This window comes from Streptosporangium sp. NPDC051022 (assembly GCF_040683035.1).
In the GTDB taxonomy this organism is placed as follows: domain Bacteria; phylum Actinomycetota; class Actinomycetes; order Streptosporangiales; family Streptosporangiaceae; genus Streptosporangium.
On record NZ_JBFBCF010000002.1, the window covers coordinates 441,804 to 457,626 of the forward strand.

The 15,823-nt window shown below is 71.1% G+C and carries 16 protein-coding genes and 2 riboswitches; of the genes, 6 read left to right on the plus strand and 10 right to left on the minus strand.

Annotation, left to right across the window (positions count from 1 at the left end):
- Nucleotides 1-60 precede the first annotated feature (60 nt).
- Nucleotides 61-525 carry a thioredoxin-dependent thiol peroxidase gene (bcp, locus tag AB0N02_RS06000; protein WP_363943188.1) on the minus strand — a complete coding sequence of 155 codons (465 nt, stop codon included), beginning with the start codon at nt 523-525 and terminating at the stop codon, nt 61-63.
- A 113-nt stretch (nt 526-638) separates the two neighbouring features.
- Between bcp and AB0N02_RS06005 the strand changes: the two genes are divergently transcribed.
- The gene (locus tag AB0N02_RS06005) at nt 639-977 is read left to right on the plus strand and encodes a DUF3618 domain-containing protein (protein WP_363943190.1); all 339 of its coding nucleotides are present in this window, start codon (nt 639-641) and stop codon (nt 975-977) included.
- Between the two features lie 100 nt (nt 978-1,077).
- Here AB0N02_RS06005 and AB0N02_RS06010 read toward each other — a convergent pair whose 3' ends face one another.
- Nucleotides 1,078-2,271 carry an amino acid deaminase/aldolase gene (locus AB0N02_RS06010; RefSeq protein ID WP_363943192.1) on the minus strand — a complete coding sequence of 398 codons (1,194 nt, stop codon included), beginning with the start codon at nt 2,269-2,271 and terminating at the stop codon, nt 1,078-1,080.
- A 152-nt stretch (nt 2,272-2,423) separates the two neighbouring features.
- Between AB0N02_RS06010 and AB0N02_RS06015 the strand changes: the two genes are divergently transcribed.
- A complete protein-coding gene (locus tag AB0N02_RS06015) occupies nt 2,424-3,041 on the plus strand; it encodes a DUF6286 domain-containing protein (protein ID WP_363943193.1) in 618 nt (205 codons plus the stop codon).
- 188 nt (nt 3,042-3,229) lie between these two features.
- Here AB0N02_RS06015 and AB0N02_RS06020 read toward each other — a convergent pair whose 3' ends face one another.
- The 8 genes from AB0N02_RS06020 to AB0N02_RS06055 form a co-directional block, all read right to left on the minus strand.
- Complete coding sequence (locus AB0N02_RS06020; protein ID WP_363943195.1) at nt 3,230-5,047, minus strand: hypothetical protein; 1,818 nt, start codon at nt 5,045-5,047, stop codon at nt 3,230-3,232.
- Between the two features lie 394 nt (nt 5,048-5,441).
- Nucleotides 5,442-6,818, minus strand: coding sequence for an L-serine ammonia-lyase (locus tag AB0N02_RS06025; RefSeq protein ID WP_363943196.1), 1,377 nt, complete (start codon nt 6,816-6,818; stop codon nt 5,442-5,444).
- 96 nt (nt 6,819-6,914) lie between these two features.
- Complete coding sequence (gcvH, locus tag AB0N02_RS06030) at nt 6,915-7,304, minus strand: glycine cleavage system protein GcvH (RefSeq protein ID WP_363943198.1); 390 nt, start codon at nt 7,302-7,304, stop codon at nt 6,915-6,917.
- Complete coding sequence (gene gcvT / locus AB0N02_RS06035; RefSeq protein WP_363943200.1) at nt 7,301-8,392, minus strand: glycine cleavage system aminomethyltransferase GcvT; 1,092 nt, start codon at nt 8,390-8,392, stop codon at nt 7,301-7,303. Before gcvT ends, gcvH begins: the two co-directional genes overlap by 4 nt.
- A 40-nt stretch (nt 8,393-8,432) precedes the next feature.
- A riboswitch (glycine riboswitch) is annotated at nt 8,433-8,517 on the minus strand.
- Nucleotides 8,518-8,519: 2 nt separating this feature from the next.
- Nucleotides 8,520-8,618: riboswitch (glycine riboswitch) on the minus strand.
- Nucleotides 8,619-8,836: 218 nt separating this feature from the next.
- Entirely contained in the window at nt 8,837-9,532 is a 696-nt protein-coding gene (locus tag AB0N02_RS06040; RefSeq protein WP_363943201.1) for a gamma-glutamyl-gamma-aminobutyrate hydrolase family protein, read from the minus strand.
- A 114-nt stretch (nt 9,533-9,646) separates the two neighbouring features.
- Nucleotides 9,647-10,411 carry a 3-oxoacyl-ACP reductase gene (locus AB0N02_RS06045; RefSeq protein WP_363943203.1) on the minus strand — a complete coding sequence of 255 codons (765 nt, stop codon included), beginning with the start codon at nt 10,409-10,411 and terminating at the stop codon, nt 9,647-9,649.
- A gap of 3 nt (nt 10,412-10,414) precedes the next feature.
- Nucleotides 10,415-11,761 (minus strand): aldehyde dehydrogenase family protein, encoded by a 1,347-nt coding sequence (locus AB0N02_RS06050; RefSeq protein WP_363943205.1) that lies wholly within the window; start codon nt 11,759-11,761, stop codon nt 10,415-10,417.
- Between the two features lie 2 nt (nt 11,762-11,763).
- The gene (locus AB0N02_RS06055) at nt 11,764-13,122 is read right to left on the minus strand and encodes a glutamine synthetase family protein (protein WP_363943207.1); all 1,359 of its coding nucleotides are present in this window, start codon (nt 13,120-13,122) and stop codon (nt 11,764-11,766) included.
- An 85-nt stretch (nt 13,123-13,207) separates the two neighbouring features.
- Between AB0N02_RS06055 and AB0N02_RS06060 the strand changes: the two genes are divergently transcribed.
- The 4 genes from AB0N02_RS06060 to AB0N02_RS06075 all read left to right on the plus strand — a co-directional run bounded on the left by AB0N02_RS06060 (nt 13,208) and on the right by AB0N02_RS06075 (nt 15,823).
- Nucleotides 13,208-13,927 carry an FCD domain-containing protein gene (locus tag AB0N02_RS06060; RefSeq protein ID WP_363943209.1) on the plus strand — a complete coding sequence of 240 codons (720 nt, stop codon included), beginning with the start codon at nt 13,208-13,210 and terminating at the stop codon, nt 13,925-13,927.
- Nucleotides 13,928-13,987: 60 nt separating this feature from the next.
- On the plus strand, nt 13,988-14,740 hold the full coding sequence (locus AB0N02_RS06065) for a hypothetical protein (protein WP_363943210.1): 753 nt from the start codon (nt 13,988-13,990) through the stop codon (nt 14,738-14,740).
- A gap of 76 nt (nt 14,741-14,816) precedes the next feature.
- Nucleotides 14,817-15,140, plus strand: coding sequence for a hypothetical protein (locus AB0N02_RS06070; protein WP_363943212.1), 324 nt, complete (start codon nt 14,817-14,819; stop codon nt 15,138-15,140).
- Nucleotides 15,137-15,823 (plus strand): nucleotidyl transferase AbiEii/AbiGii toxin family protein, encoded by a 687-nt coding sequence (locus AB0N02_RS06075; RefSeq protein ID WP_363943214.1) that lies wholly within the window; start codon nt 15,137-15,139, stop codon nt 15,821-15,823. The genes AB0N02_RS06070 and AB0N02_RS06075 overlap by 4 nt, the downstream gene beginning before the upstream one ends.

A 15,823-nucleotide genomic window follows, 5' to 3' on the forward strand; every position in this document is an offset into this window, starting at 1 on the left:
GGAACGTCACCGACAATTCATGGGGCATGCGCAGGCCATGTTAAATGGTGAAAAAGGTGATTAGTCGACGCCGAGTTCGCGGCGAAGGCGGGCCACGTGGCCGGTGGCCTTCACGTTGTAGAGGGCCTTCTCGATCTTCCCGTCGGGGTCGATGACGAAGGTCGAGCGCAGCACGCCGACGGTGGTCTTGCCGTACATCATCTTCTCCCCGTACGCGCCGTAGGCCTTGTGGACCTCGAGGTCGGGGTCGGACAGCAGCGGGAAGGTCAGGGCGTCGCGCTCGACGAACTTGGCGAGCTTGGCCGGGGTGTCCTTCGACACGCCGAGGACGACGAAACCCGCGGCGGTCAGGGAGGCGAGGCTGTCGCGGAAGTCGCAGGCCTGCTTGGTGCAGCCGGGGGTCATCGCGGCGGGGTAGAAGTAGAGGATGACGCGCTTGCCGCGGTAGGCGTCGAGCGACACGGCGGTGTCGTCGGCGGCGGGAAGCGTGAAGTCCGGGGCGGCGTCTCCGGGCTCTAGTTTCATGGGTTTCCTCCGTGGAATCGTTCCCGGGCCAACTTACCGGCCAGGCCGAAGTGCCGCGGGTGGGTCGGACCTGACAGACTGATCAATGTCAAGGGTGATGAGGAGGAGAGCCGATGGCGGACACCGATCCCGCGGAGCTGGAGCGGCGAATCGAGCGGACCCGCGCGGAGTTGGCTCAGACGGTTGACGCCATCGCCGACCGGGTGAGCCCGAAGAACGTCGCGCGCCGTACGGTCGCCAAGGCCGAGACGAGCGCGAAGCAGTTCCTGGTCTCCGTCGGCGACAGGGTCGGCGACGCCGTGGGCGTCACGCCGCGGCCCGCCAAGCTGGCCGGCGAGCCCGACGACCTGTGGGCGGAGGAGCAGCCGAACCTGGCTCCGGTCCTGGTCGGTGTGGGCGCGGTGCTGGCGATCACCGCGGTGGTCATGCTCTGGCGGCGCCGCCGGCGCTGACACGCCCCTCGGGTGACCGCCGGACCTGAGACCCCGGGTGACCCCAGGCCAGACCCTCGGGTGACCCCGGGCCGGAGGGGCCCGGAGATCACCGGGAGGATCACAGGAAGGTGCGGCCCTCGCCCCGGTAGGTGGGGACGGTCTCCACGACCTCGTCACCGTCGATCAGGTGCAGGGCCGCGAAGCGTTCGCAGAGCTCGCCCGCCTTGGCGTGCCGGAACCAGACGCGGTCACCGGTCCGCAGATCCTCGGCCGCCTGGCCCAGGAGCGGGGTCTGGACCTCTCCGGCTCCCTCGGCGGGGTCGTAGCGCAGCCCGCACGGCAGGTAGGGCTGGGGGAGGCGGTCCAGGCCCGGGTGGCCGGAGGCGTGGTAGCCGCCGCCGAGGACCGTGACGACCCCGGGGGCGGGGCGGCGGACGACGGGCAGGGCGAACAGGGCGGCGGGGCGGCCGGTGAAGCTCCGGTAGAAGTCGAACAGGCGGGGGTGGAAGAAGCCCGATCCCGCGGCGACCTCGGTGACGGCCCGCTCGCGGACGGTCCCCTCGATGCTGCCGGTTCCGCCGCCGTTGACGAACTCCAGGTCGGAGATCTGGGCGACGGCCTGGACTATGCGGCCCCTGCGCACGATCAGCTCGCGCCGTGACCGGGCCTGCATCCAGCGGATCGCCCGGGCGAGGGCGGGGTTGCCCGGAGGGGCGTCGCCGACCCCGGCGATCTGGGCCTCGTAGGCCATGACGCCGACCAGGCGGAAGCCGGGGCGTTTGGCGATGTCGGCGGCCAGGTCGGCGGCCTGGTCGGGTTCGCGGATCGGGGAGCGGCGGGCTCCGGCCCGGAACCTGCCGCCGAGGGCGACGAAACCCGCGTCGATGTCGAGACACAGCCGGATCTCGTGGCGGTCGTGGACGTGGCCGGTCGCCGACTCGATGAGGTCCAGGTGTTCGGAGCGGTCCACCATCACGGTGATCTCCCGCGCGGCCCTGGGGTCGGCGGCCAGTTCGGCCAGCGCCGCGCGGTCGGTGGTGGGGTAGGCGACGAGCACGTCCCGCAGTCCGGTGGCGACCAGCCAGAGGGCCTCGGGCAGGGTGAAGGCCATGATCCCGGCGAAGCCGTCCATCGCGAGGATCCGCTCCAGGACGGCCCTGGACCGGATGGACTTGCTGGCGATCCTGATCGGCTTGCCGCCCGCCCTGCGCTTCATGCCGGACGCGTTCGAGCGCAGGGCCTCCAGGTCCAGCACGGCGAAGGGGGGATCCAGATGCGCGGTTGCCCGGTCGTAGCGCTGGCGGTCGTTCATAACGGCAACATAACCACAACGAGCCTAATATGAGCAACGTTCATGTTGTTGTCGCGGCGGTAAATTCTCCGGCCAGGGCGATCCCAAGATCATGAAAGTCGCCGCTTCGGCCTCCCGCGCCCCCGGTGCGGGCGCGTACATCTGACCAGGTGATGAGTACTCTCCAGGACATCTTGTCGGGGTCGGGGGGCACGACGGCCGGGGAACACCTGCACGGGGTCCGCCGCCGGTCGGTGCGGTTGCTGAGGCCGGAGAGGAACCCGGCGGGCGTCGTGGCCGCCCTGCTGGCCTCGGCGGGGCTGGCGGCCGCCGCCGGCGTGACGGCGGGCCTGGCGATGGGTTCTCCCCTCGGGCGGATGCCGTACCGGAGCCTCGCGGAGGGGGTCGGGGCGTTGAGGTGGTCCGACCCCGGTGTGTTCGCCGCCGCACTGGCCGCGATGGCGGCCGGCGGCCTGCTGCTCGCGCTCGCCGCGCTGCCGGGGCGGAGCCGGCTGGTGCCGCTGGAGTCCGCGGACTCCAAGACGGTGATCGGGCTGACCAGGGCGGGGCTGCGCCGTACGCTGCGGGCGGCCGCGGAGTCGGTGGACGAGGTGGGCCGGGCGCGGGTGCGCCTCGGATCGCGCACCATCGAGGTCACCGTGTTCACCGACGCGGACCGGACCGGTCACCTGCTACGCCAGGTGGGCACGGTCGTGGGGGACCGGCTGACCGCCCTGGGCGCGATGTGCGGGGGCGAGGTCGTCGTACGGCTGCGCAGACGGGGAGTCTGATGAAGGCATATCTGGACAACCGGATCGGCCTGGCCGTCTCCGGGACGGTGCTGGCCGGGGCGGGTCTCTACACGCTCCTGCGGAGCCAGGGCAGGTTCCACTCCCAGCCCCGCGACGACCGGATCGTGAGCCGGGCCCTTCCCGGCCACCTGTCCGACCACCCGTGGCTGGGATGGGTGGTCGCGTCGCTACTGGTGGTGCTGGCGCTGCTGGCGACCAGGTGGCTGGTACGCGCCCTGGGCTGGGGGCGCTGTGGAAGCCGCAGCGGTGCCGGGACCGCGATGCTGGGGGTCGCGCTTAAAGAAGTCGAAGGGCTCAGCCGTATCAAGGTGAGGCACGTAAGGGACGAGCGGCTGCGGATCGCGGTGAGCTGCGGGCCGGCTGCCGACGTGGGCAAGCTTGTCGCCCGGCTGAACAAGGACGCCGTCGGGAAGGTGCGCCGGACCGTCGGTGACGAGGAGCTCGGGGCGGCGGTCCGCCTGCACGTCCGGTGTCGCTGATCCCCGCTCCGGCCGCTCCTCCCGCCGCGGTGGCTCCTCCCGACCCCGCTTCCGGGCCCGTCGTGTCCCGAAGGCCAGCCCGGCGGCCAGGCAGACGAACGGCACCGCGGGCACCACGTAGCGGTGGTCGAAGGCCGCGATGAAGGGCGGCAGGACCAGCAGCACGGCCCCCACCGCCCACGGCGTCAGCGCGGCGCCGCCCAGCCGCCGCCAGTCGCGCAGCACGCCCACCAGCCCGATCAGCAGGATCACGGCGAGGAACGGGCCGCGCAGGAAGCCGTACTCCTGGTAGGCGCGCAGCCATCCGGCGTAGGGCTCGACCATGCGGGTCTCGCCGGAGGTGCCCTGGTAGGCCCGGGTCAGCTCCTCGGCCGTCCTGCCCTGGGAGGCGGCCCCGGCCGGGAAGGGCTTGACGGTGTCGGGGAAGACGTAGGCGCTCTGCGGGCCCGGGGTCGGGTAGACCCGGCGGTCCCAGTCGAAGATGTGGGCCACGTCGGTCAGGCCCGCGGTGAGGAAGTCGAGGGGCTGGGCCATGATGGCCTGGGTCGCGAAGGCGCCGGCCAGTTCGTCGCGTTCGGCCCAGGTGCCCTTGATCTTGTTCAGTGGCGAGCGGCCGTCCCAGATGTAGACCGGCGGGGCCTCGCGCGCGCCGACCGGGTCCGTCGGGCAGAGGGCGGCCTCGGGGCCGGTCGGCTTGATCTTGGCGCAGTCGGCGAAGGTGAGTGTGCGCGCCCACAGGAAGGCGTTGCCCCGGGTCAGCCCGTAGGTGCCGTACTCGGACCTGAACCAGGCGGCGTAGGCGCCCAGGCCGATCACACAGGCCAGCGCGGCGGCCGTGACGGCCCGCCAGCCGCTGCGCCGGATCACCATGCACACCAGCACCACGGCGATCAGCGGCAGCCCGATCGTCCGGGTGACGGTCGCCGCCGCGAGCAGGAGCCCGGCGAACAGCCCGGCCCACGCCGACGGCCGCCGCCGCCACATCACCAGCGTGACCGCGGCCACCGCCAGGACCTCCAGCGCCAGGTCCGCCATGACGAGGTGTTCGAGCTGGATCTGGTGGACGTCCAGCAGCACCGGGAGCGTGGCGAGCGTCGCCCCCCACCCCGGCAGGCGGCCGAGACGGCGCAGCAGGAGATAGACGCAGAGCGCGGCGACGAGCCCGAGCAGGTGCTGGAGCACGACCACGGCCTGGATGCTGGACAACGGTCGCAGCGCCCACAGCAGCAGGGAGTAGCCCGACGGGCGCGACTCCATCGGGCGGGGGTCGAGCCCGGCGCCCAGGTAGACGAAGGAGTCGGCCCAGAACCACAGGGCGGGCCGGTAGCCGAGCACGGCCACGGCCCGCAGCCCGGCACCGGCCAGCAGGGCGGCCAGGAACAGCCAGTGGGAGCCGAGGAAGCGCAGGACACGGGAGACGACAGGGGTGCGGGGGACGGCGCGGTGACGGCTTCTCGGGCGCGTCTCCCCGGGCTTGCCCCCCGGTTCCAGGACCTCCGTCGACACCGCAGCCTCCCGGGTCTCCGCGACAGGGCCACCCAGCATAGGTGCGGTGGGGTGCTCCCGTGCGGGATGGTGAAGTTCATACCGTCCGGCCCGCCCGTCGGAGGCCGTCCGGCTTGTTCGCCGAAAAACGCGGCCGCAGAAGAACGTGGCAGTCGAAGAACTTAGCCGTCCCGGAACCCGGCCGTCCACGGACTCATCCGCCCGAAAAGCGGCGGAAGGCGACGGAGGACGGCGGGCCGGGAGGTCGTGGACGGGGCAGATCGTGGCAGGGACGGGGGTGTGAAGGGGACGGGAGGGGTCACGAGGACGGGAGGGTCACGAGGACGGGAGTAGGAAGGAAGAGGGAAAGGGGAGAGGCGGGGAAGGTCGTGCGGAGGAGACCGGCGGGCGGCGCTCAGCACTCGATGACGTTCACCGCCAGGCCGCCCCGGCTGGTCTCCTTGTACTTGTCGAGCATGTCGCGCCCGGTGTCGCGCATCGTCTTGATCGCCTTGTCGAGGGAGACGAAGTGGCGGCCGTCGCCGCGCAGCGCGATCCTGGCCGCGGTGATGGCCTTGATCGAGGCGACCGCGTTGCGCTCGATGCACGGGATCTGCACCAGTCCGCCGATCGGGTCGCAGGTCAGTCCCAGGTTGTGCTCGATGCCGATCTCGGCGGCGTTCTCCACCTGCTCGGGGGTGCCGCCGAGGGCCTCGGTGAGCCCGGCGGCGGCCATCGAGCAGGCCGAGCCGACCTCGCCCTGGCAACCGACCTCGGCGCCGGAGATGGAGGCGTTCTCCTTGAACAGCACGCCGATCGCCCCCGCGGTGAGCAGGAAGCGCACCACGCCGTCGTCGTCGGCGTGCGGGACGAACCGGTCGTAGTAGCTGAGCACGGCCGGCACGATGCCGGCGGCGCCGTTGGTCGGGGCGGTGACGATCCGGCCGCCCGCCGCGTTCTCCTCGTTCACCGCCAGGGCGAACAGCGAGACCCAGTCCATCGCGTGCAGCGGGTCCTTCTCCGCCGCCTCGCTCTGCAGCCTCCGGTGGAGCTGGTGGGCCCTGCGCCTGACCTTCAGCCCGCCGGGCAGCACGCCCTCCTTGGCGATGCCGCGCCGGACGCACTCGGTCATGACCTGCCACAGGTTCAGCAGCCGGTCGCGGATCTCCTGCTCCGAGCGGCCGAAGGCCTTCTCGTTCTCCAGCATCAGCCCGGAGACGGACAGGCCGGTCTCGGTGCAGTGGCCGAGCAGTTCGGCGGCCGTGGTGAAGGGGTACGGCAGGACGGTGTCGTCCGGCTTGATCCGGTCGGCGCCCGTGGCGTTCTCGTCCACCACGAAGCCGCCGCCGACCGAGTAGTAGACCTTCTCGCGGATGGTGTCGCCCGTTTCCGAGAGGGCGGTGAAGCGCATGCCGTTCGGGTGGTGCGGCAGCGAGATCTTGCGTTCGAAGACGAGGTGCTCGCCGACCACGAAGGGGATCTCGTGGGTGCCGCACAGTTGGATCGTTCCTGAGGCGCGCATGGCGGCCAGCCGCTCGTCGACGGTGTCGACGTCGACGAGTTCGGGCTTCTCGCCGGACAGGCCGAGCAGGACGGCCTTGTCGCTCCCGTGGCCCTTGCCGGTCAGGCCGAGCGAGCCGTACAGGATGACTTCGACCCCTGCCGTCTTGTCCAGGAGGCCGTCCTGGTCGAGGCCTCTGGCGAATTTGTGGGCGGCGGCCATCGGGCCGCCGGTGTGCGAGCTGGACGGGCCGATTCCGATTTTGAAGAGGTCGAAGACGCTGATCGCCACTGATCTGTTCCTGTCTTCACGTGCTTCCACGTGGTTCAATCGCCGTGATCATGCGCGCCGGTGGACGCGCATGATCACGGCACAAGCTAAGAGATTTCAGGACTCGCCCGAGGTGAGCGCGGCGTACTCCTCGGGGGACAGCAGGTCGTCGGCGTCACCCTCGATGCGGACGCGGAACAACCAGCCATCACCGTAGGGGTCACTGTTGACCAGCGAGGGGTCGTCCACGACGATCTCGTTGACCTCGACGATCTCACCGCTCACCGGTGCGAAGATGTCGCTCACCGACTTGGTCGACTCGACCTCGCCGACCGCGTCACCCGCGGTCACCGTCGCGCCGACCTCGGGCACCTGCACGTAGACCACGTCACCCAGCGCGTCGGCGGCATAGGCGGTGACACCCACGGTCAGGGTCAGGCCGTCGTCGATGCCCGAGATCCACTCGTGTTCCTTGGTGTAGTGCAGGTCCTCGGGAATGTTGCTCACTTTTTCCTCCTGTAGAAAGGCAGTTCAACGACCTCGACCGGCTCACGGCTACCCCGGATGTCCACGGCCAGGCCGGTGGACACGCCGTTGTCCACGTAGGCCATGGCGATGGGCCTGCCCAGTGACGGGGAAGGCGCTCCGCTGGTGACCTCTCCGACGACGGAACCGTCGTCCGCGAGCACCACCGGATATCCGTGGCGGGGCACCCTGCGGCCGGTCGCGATCAGACCCACCAGACGACGTGTCGGCGGGACGTCCCTGAGCGGTTCCAGGGCGGCCCGGCCGACGAAGTCGCCCGGCTTGTCAAACCTCACCACACGGCCGAGCCCCGCGTCGAACGGAGTCAGTTCCGCGGACAATTCGTTTCCGTAAAGCGGCATGCCCGCTTCGAGGCGGAGGGTGTCGCGCGCGGACAGACCGGCGGGAAGCAGACCGTACGGCTCGCCCGCCTTGGTGAGCGCGGCCCAGAGCGGCTCGGCGTCGGCGGCGGCGACGAACAGCTCGAAGCCGTCCTCGCCGGTGTATCCGGTGCGGGCGATGAGGGCCTGGTACCCGGCCACGGTCGCGGGCAGGCCCGCGTAGTACTTGAGCCCGTCGAGGTCGGCCTCGGTCAGCTCGCCCACGATGTCGCGGGAGCGGGGGCCCTGGACGGCGATCAGCGCGTACTGCTCGGAGCGGTCCTCCACCGCGGCGTCGAAGGCCCCGGAGCGCTCGGTCAGCTCGGCGGCCACCCGGGGGTAGTTGGAGGCGTTGGCGACGACCATGAACTCGTCGCCGGCCAGGCGGTAGACGATCAGGTCGTCCAGCACGCAGCCCCGGGAATCGACGATCATCGTGTAGCGGGCGCGTCCGGGCTCCAGAGCGGAGATGTGGCCGACGAGCGCGTGGTCGAGCGCCTCGCCCGCCTGCGGGCCGGTCACGAAGATCTCGCCCATGTGGGACAGGTCGAACAGGCCCGCCGCCTGGCGGACCGCCTTGTGCTCGGCGGACTCGCTGCCGTAGCGCAGCGGCATCAACCAGCCCGCGAAATCGGTCAGCGTCGCGCCGAGGGCCTCGTGGACGCCGCGCAGCGGCGTGGGTCGGGACATGTTCGCACCTCAGACAGGGGTCGGATGAGAGCATCCTCCCCCTCTGTCATGGATGCCTGAGAGCTTCGCCCGTTTTTTGCCGGACTTTCACCTTCGGCGAGGCCACAGGGCCTGCTTTCCAGAGGCACCTACCCGCACGGTCCTTTGCCTTGAGAGGTTCGCGGGGAGGGCTTGCTCCTTCAGGGGTCCTGGCCTGGCTGTCAGGACGCTCTCCCGCACGGGTTCATCGGTGTCGTGGCCAGCCTAACCGTACGTACCGGCCGAGCGAAATCCCCGCGCCGTCCCGTTCCTTCCCGGCCCCCGCCCGGCGCCCTCCCGCCGGGGGCGTCCTCGCGGGCCGGCCCGGGCCCGCCGTCCGGGAAGGCGGCGGGTTCGGCGGCCGGTTCAGTGGCGGACTCAGCGGCGGACTCAGTGGCGGACTGAGCGGCGGACTGAGCGGCGGACTCAGGGGCGGGCGTGCCGTACCAGGGCCTCGAAGAGCGCGGACTCGCCGGAGGCCTCGGGGTGCCACTGGACCGCGAGGGCGAACGGATGTCCCTCCAGCTCGACGGCCTCGACCGTGCCGTCCGCCGCGCGGGCGGTCACGGCCAGGCCGGTGCCGACCTCGTCCACGGCCTGGTGGTGGTAGTGGGCCACCTCGGTGGGGTCCGCGCCCAGGATCTCGGCGGTCAGGCTGCCGGGGACGGGCCGTACCGGCATCCGGCCGAACAGGCCGGGGGCGGGCGCGTGGGCGCGGTCGCCGACCACGTCGGGCAGGTGCTGGTGCAGGCTGCCGCCGAGGGCGACGTTGAGGACCTGCAGGCCCCGGCAGATCCCCAGGAACGGGATCCTCAGCTCCAGCGCGGCCGCGACCAGGCCGAACTCGGCGTCGTCGCGGAAGTCGCGGACGTAGCCGGTCTGTTCGTGCGGGGCCCGGCCGTACCGTGCCGGGTCGATGTCACCGCCGCCGGCCAGGATCAGCCCGTCCAGACGGCCGGCCACCGTGGCGGGCTCGCCCGCCGGGGGCAGGATCACCGGCTGGCCGCCCGCGCGGACCACGTGGTCGACGTAGTCGTACGGCAGCAGCGCGGTGGTCGTCTCCCAGACGGTGAACCTCGCGGGCTCGACGTAGCAGGTGATGCCGATGACGGGACGGGACATGATCTCTTTCCTGCCGAGGCCGGGACGTGGGGCGCAGATCCACGTCCCGGCGCGCTCTCGATGGCAACCGATGACGGCCACCGATGGAAGACGGTGGCCACCAGGGACGGGTGGCTACAGCGGTGTGACGTAGGCGCCGGAGATGCCGCCGTCGACCAGGAACTCGGAGCCGGTGATGAAGCTCGCGTCGTCGGAGGCCAGGAACGCCACCGCGGCGGCGATCTCGGAGGCCTCGGCGAACCGGCCGAGCGGGATGTGCACCAGGCGGCGCTGCGCGCGCTCGGGGTCCTTGGCGAACAGCTCCTGCAGCAGCGGCGTGTTGACCGGTCCCGGGCAGAGCGCGTTGACCCGGATCCCCTCGCGGGCGAACTGCACCCCGAGCTCCCTGGACATGGCCAGCACCCCGCCCTTGGACGCGGTGTAGGAGATCTGGCTGGTGGCCGAGCCCATCACCGCCACGAACGACGCGGTGTTGATGATCGATCCCTTGCCCTGGCGCCGCATGTAGGGGATGGCGTGCTTGCAGCACAGGTAGACCGAGGTGAGGTTGACCTCCTGCACCCGGCGCCAGGCGTCGAGGCCGGTCTCCAGGATCGAGTCGTCGTCGGGAGGGGAGATGCCCGCGTTGTTGAAGGCGACGTCCACGCTGCCGTAGGTGTCGAACGCGGCCTGGAACGCCCTGGCGACGTCGTCCTCGCTGGTCACGTCGGCCTTGACGAACAGGCCGTCCACCTCGGCCGCCGCCGCCGACCCGCTCGCCTCGTCCAGGTCCACGCACACGACGCGGGCGCCCTCCTCGGCGAACCTGCGCGTGGTCGCCAGGCCGATCCCGCTGCCCGCGCCGGTGACGACGGCCACCCGGTCCTGCAAACGCCGCATGCTCTACTCCTCGGAAATGAAGACGTTCTTCGTCTCGGTGAACGCGGACAGGGCGTCGGGGCCCAGCTCGCGGCCGAGCCCGGACTGCTTGAAGCCGCCGAACGGCGTCCAGTAGCGGACGCTCGAATGGGAGTTCACGCTGAGGTTGCCCGCCTCGACCGCCCGGGCCACCCGCAGCGCGCGCCCCACGTCGCGGGTCCAGATGGAGCCGCTGAGGCCGTAGCGCGTGTCGTTGGCGATCCGTACGGCGTCCGCCTCGTCGTCGAAGGGCACCACCGTCACCACCGGGCCGAAGATCTCCTCGGTGAACGCGGGATCGTCCAGGCTCTCCGGGACGAGCAGCGTCGCGGGATACCAGAACCCGGGCCCCGCGGGGCAGGGGCCGGTGGCGTGGGCCGTACCGGTGACGAACGAGGCCACCCGGGCGCGGTGCTCGGCGCTGATCAGCGGGCCCATCTCGGTGCCCTCGTCGCGGGGGTCGCCCACCTTGACGTTCAGCACCGCCCGGGTGAGCCGTTCGAGGAACTCGTCGTGGACGGAGCGCTCGACGAGGATCCGGGAGCGCGCGCAGCAGTCCTGGCCCGAGTTGTCGAACACGGCGTAGGGCGCGGTCGCCGCGGCCTTCTCCAGGTCGGCGTCGGCGAAGACCACGTTGGCGCTCTTGCCGCCCAGCTCCAGGGTGATCCGCTTGACCTGTCCCGCGCACGTGGCCGCGATCCGCTTGCCCACCTCGGTCGAGCCGGTGAACACGATCTTCGCCACGTCCGGGTGGTCGACCAGCCGGGCGCCCGCGACCTCCCCGGCCCCCGGCAGGACCTGGAGCACCCCTTCCGGCAGGCCCGCGGCCAGGGCCAGCTCGGCCAGCCGAAGGGCGGTCAGCGGAGTCTGCTCGGCGGGCTTGACGATCACGGTGTTCCCGGCGGCGAGCGCGGGGGCGACCCCCCAGGTCATGATGACCATGGGGAAGTTCCACGGCACGATCACGCCGACGACGCCCAGCGGCTCCTGGAAGGTGACGTCCAGGCCGCCGGGCACCGGGATCTGCCTGCCGTGGTTGCGCTCGGGCGCCCCGGCGTAGAAGTCCAGCACGTCGCGGACGTTGCCCGCCTCCCAGCGGGCGTTGCCGACGGTGTGCCCGGCGTTCGCGATCTCCAGGTCGGCCAGTTCCCCGGCGTGCTCGTCCACCAGGCGGGCGAAGGCCCGCAGCAGCCTGGCCCGGTCGCCGGGGGAGACCCGGCGCCAGGCGGCGAAGGCCCGCCGGGCGCGCTCGACCGCCCGGTCCACCTCGGCGGCGTCGGCGAACTCCACGTCGGCGACCACCTCTTCGGTCGCCGGATTGATGATCTTCATCGTCACATCCGTTCGAATCCCCGGAACAGCTCCCAGTCGGTGACCGCCGCCTCGAAGGCGGCCAGCTCGATCCGGGCGTTGTTCGCGTAGTGCGCCACGACGTCCTCCCCGAAGGCGTTCCCCGCCAGGGCCGATCCCTCCCACAGCTCCAGCGCGTCCCTGAGCGTGTGCGGCACGGTCTGCGCCCCCGACGCGTAGGCGTTGCCGGTGAAGGCCTCCTCCAGGGGCAGCTCGTTGTCGATGCCGTACAGCCCGGCCGCGATCAGGGCCGACACCGCCAGGTAGGGGTTGACGTCGCCGCCGGGCACCCGGTTCTCCACGCGCAGCGACGGCCCGTGACCGACCAGGCGCAGCGCGCAGGTCCGGTTGTCCACGCCCCACTTGACCGCGGTCGGGGCGAAGCTGCCCGGCACGTACCGCTTGTAGGAGTTGACGTTCGGGGCGTAGAGCAGGGTCAGCTCGCGCAGGAAGGCGAGCTGACCGGCGATGAAGTGCCGCCCGAGGTCCGACAGCCCGTACGGCCCCGCCCCCGCCATGACCGGCTCCCCGCCGTCGCCGTTCCCGTTCTCGCTCCGCAACGAGATGTGGATGTGGCAGGAGTTGCCCTCGCGCGGGTTCGGCTTGGCCATGAAGGTGATCGCCCGTCCCTCCTGGGCGGCGATCTCCTTGGCGCCGTTCTTGTAGACGGAGTGGTTGTCGCAGGTGGTGAGGGCGTCGGCGTAGCGGAAGGCGATCTCGTGCTGGCCGAGGTTGCACTCACCCTTGACCGACTCGACGTACATCCCCGCGCCCTCCATGCCGAGCCTGATCCTGCGCAGCAGCGGCTCGATCCTGGCGGTGCCGAGAAGGGAGTAGTCGACGTTGTAGAGGTTGGCGGGGGACAGGTCGCGGTAGCCCTTGCGCCACGCCTCCTCGTAGGTGTCGTCGTAGACGACGAACTCCAGCTCGGTCCCGACGAGGGCCTCCCAGCCGCGCTCGGCCAGCCTGCCGAGCTGCCTTCGCAGGATCTGCCGGGGCGAGGCGGTCACGTCCGAGCCGTCCTCCCAGACCAGGTCGGCCATCACCAGCGCGGTGCCCTCCTGCCACGGCACCCGGCGCAGGGTGGACAGGTCGGGTCTCATCACGAAGTCGCCGTATCCCCGCTCCCACGAGGACATCGCGTAGCCGTCGACCGTGTTCATGTCCACGTCCACCGCGAGCAGGTAGTTGCAGCCCTCGGAGGCGTGGTGCAGCACCTCCTCGAGAAAATAGCGTGCCGACAGCCGTTTTCCCTGCAGGCGCCCCTGCATGTCGACGATCGCCAGCAGCACGGTGTCGATCCGTCCCGCCGCCACCTCGTCGCGAAGCTCGCCGACCTCCACGCAGCCCTCCTCGCCGGAGTCCTATTGGGCTAGTGTCAGACCATTGAGGTATACGGAGAATGTCTTGTCAAGGTTTGGAGGTGAATTGGACGAGTCGACGCATCTGGCGGCGGTGCTGCGCCCGGTCCGCGCGGGCAACGCGTTCGAGGAGACGGTCGAGCGCCTGCTCCAGGCGATCAAACTGGGCATGGTGACCGAGAAGCTGCCTCCGGAACGCGAGCTGGCCGCCCGCCTCGGGATCAGCAGGGTCACCCTGCGCGAGGCCATCCGCGCCCTGCAGGAGGCGGGCTACCTCGACGTACGGCGAGGCAGGTACGGCGGCGCGTTCGTCACCTACACCCCGCCGCGCCCGAGCCAGACGGACCTGCGCAGGGCCGTGGCCGACATGGGCACCGACGACCTGACCGACGCGCTCACCTTCCGGATGGCCGTGGAGTGCGGCGCGGCCCAGGTGCTGGCCACGGCCGGGCTCGACCGGGAGCGGCGCGAGGTGCTGCGGCAGCGCCTGCGGGAGGTCAACTCCGCCGGGCCCGACGACTACCGCCGCCTCGACACGGCCTTCCACCTGGCCATCGCGGAGCTGACCGGCTCCCCGTTGCTCGCCGCGACCTGCGCGGACGCCAGGCTGCGCATCACCGACCTGCTCAACGCCATCCCGGTGCTCCAGCGCAACATCCAGCACGCCGCCGTCCAGCACGAGGCGATCGTGGAGGCGATCCTCGCCGGAGACCCCGACGCCGCGCGCCGGGCGGTGGCCGAGCACCTGGAGGGCACCGCGGCCCTCCTACGGGGGTTCCTCGCGTGATCATGGGGATCACTCACATAATCTGATAGTGAAGTGGGGGATTTGTTCCAAGATCGAATCGTGGACACAGGGCGGCTGCCGCTGTTCTGTTTCTTCGTCGCGCTGATCGCCACCTTCGTGTTCACCCGGATCAACGTCCGGCTCATCCGCGCCAAGATCGGCTGGTTCCGCAACGTCAGCGTCGGCGAGATGCACATCCACCACGTGGTGTTCGGCGTGGTGCTGACCATGCTCGGCGGGGTCTCCGGACTGGTCGTCTCCAGCGTCTCCCAGGGCTGGTACGCCCTGACGGCGGCCGTCTTCGGCGTCGGCGCCGCGCTGGTCCTGGACGAGTTCGCGCTGATCCTGCACCTGCACGACGTCTATTGGGAGGAGGAGGGCCGCACCTCGGTCGACGCGGTGTTCATCGCGATCGCGATCACCGCCCTGCTCCTGCTCGGCCTGCGCCCGCTCGGCTGGGAGAGCCCGGACGGCACGGCGCAGGGAGTCTGGGTGGCGACGAGCTTCATCGTGGTCAACCTCGTGCTCGCCGTGGTCACCCTGCTCAAGGGAAAGATCTGGACGGGCATGGTCGGGCTGTTCGTCCCGCTCCTGCTGATCCCCGGCGCGCTGCGCCTGGCCCGCCCCGGGTCTCCCTGGGCGCACTGGTTCTTCGCCCCCGGCTCCCGGCACCCGCAACCCCGCAAGATGACCAGGGCCCAGCGCCGGGAGGAACGCTGGCGCCGCCCGGTGATCCGCGTCAAGATCGCTTTCCAGGAGTTCGTCTCCGGCCGCCACGACCTCCCCTCGACCCGCCTGGGGCCGCGCCGCTGACCGGCCGCGTGCCGTACCGGCGGGAGCGTCGGCGTGGCATACCGGTGGCCCGGGCGGCGTGGGCATACTGGGAGGCGTGAGTGTGCTTCCGTCCCGCTGGGACGGTGTGGAGCGACGGGTCCCCGACTCCCTGGCCGACCTGCGCGGTCCCGCCACGGGGGTCGTCGCCCTGCCCGTCCATCTCGGCTGGTCCGGGCTCACCGAGTTCGACCTGGCGAACCGTCCGCTGCGGATGAGCCTGTACCGCACGGTCATCACCGGCGGCGCCCGCGACGACGCCGAGTCGTACCTGAACGCCGAGATCCTCCTCGCCGACTGGCCGCTCCTGCGCAGGGGACTCGGGCCGAGCTACCGCAGGGCGTGGGAGAGCAAGATCTGCGGACTGGGGCGGGAACGATGATCCTGCCTCCCTTCCAGGAACGGATGCTGCGGGCCGTGCTCCCGGCCTGCTCCCGGTTCGGCCTGGTCCTGGCCGGTGGCTACGCGATGAACGCCCACGGCTTCACCGACCGCCCCAGCAACGACCTCGACTTCGCCACCGCCGCCGAGACGCCGCTGCCCGAGGTCGCCGACGGGATCGCCGAGACCTTCAGGGGCGCGGGCCTCGACGCCACCGTGATCGAGGTCACGCCCCGGATGGGACGCCTGGTGGTGAGCGACCCGGTGACCGAGCAGAGCTGCGAGTTCGACCTGCTCAGAGAGGCGTTCCAGCGGCAGCCGGTGATCGTCGGGGACGTGTCCGTCGTCTCCCTCGACGACGCCGTCGGCCTGAAGATGCGCGCCCTGCACGAGCGCAGCCTCGCCCGCGACGTCATCGACGTCGCCTCCGTCTCCCACCTGTACGGCTTCCGCGACCTGGAACACCTGGCCCGCCTGCACAACGAGGAGTTCTCCCTCGCCGAACTGGTGATGCGCCTGGAGTTCGTCGAGCTGATCGCCGACGAGGACTTCGAGGCGTACGGGATCGACGAGGAGCGGATCGGGGAGATCCGCAGGTTCGCCGCCTCGTGGGTGGAGGACATCGGGCTGCGCCGCGCGGAGGAGGGCGACGCCGAATACGACGAGATCCCCGAACCCGACTGA

Coding starts and splice junctions, on each gene's coding strand:
- AB0N02_RS06050 (WP_363943205.1), bottom strand. CDS start 11,761: ATGAAGATCATCAATCCGGCGACCGAAGAGGTGGTCGCCGACGTGGAG.
- gcvT (WP_363943200.1), bottom strand. CDS start 8,392: ATGTCCCGACCCACGCCGCTGCGCGGCGTCCACGAGGCCCTCGGCGCG.
- AB0N02_RS06015 (WP_363943193.1), top strand. CDS start 2,424: ATGAGTACTCTCCAGGACATCTTGTCGGGGTCGGGGGGCACGACGGCC.
- AB0N02_RS06005 (WP_363943190.1), top strand. CDS start 639: ATGGCGGACACCGATCCCGCGGAGCTGGAGCGGCGAATCGAGCGGACC.
- AB0N02_RS06040 (WP_363943201.1), bottom strand. CDS start 9,532: ATGTCCCGTCCCGTCATCGGCATCACCTGCTACGTCGAGCCCGCGAGG.
- AB0N02_RS06075 (WP_363943214.1), top strand. CDS start 15,137: ATGATCCTGCCTCCCTTCCAGGAACGGATGCTGCGGGCCGTGCTCCCG.
- AB0N02_RS06045 (WP_363943203.1), bottom strand. CDS start 10,411: ATGCGGCGTTTGCAGGACCGGGTGGCCGTCGTCACCGGCGCGGGCAGC.
- AB0N02_RS06010 (WP_363943192.1), bottom strand. CDS start 2,271: ATGAACGACCGCCAGCGCTACGACCGGGCAACCGCGCATCTGGATCCC.
- bcp (WP_363943188.1), bottom strand. CDS start 525: ATGAAACTAGAGCCCGGAGACGCCGCCCCGGACTTCACGCTTCCCGCC.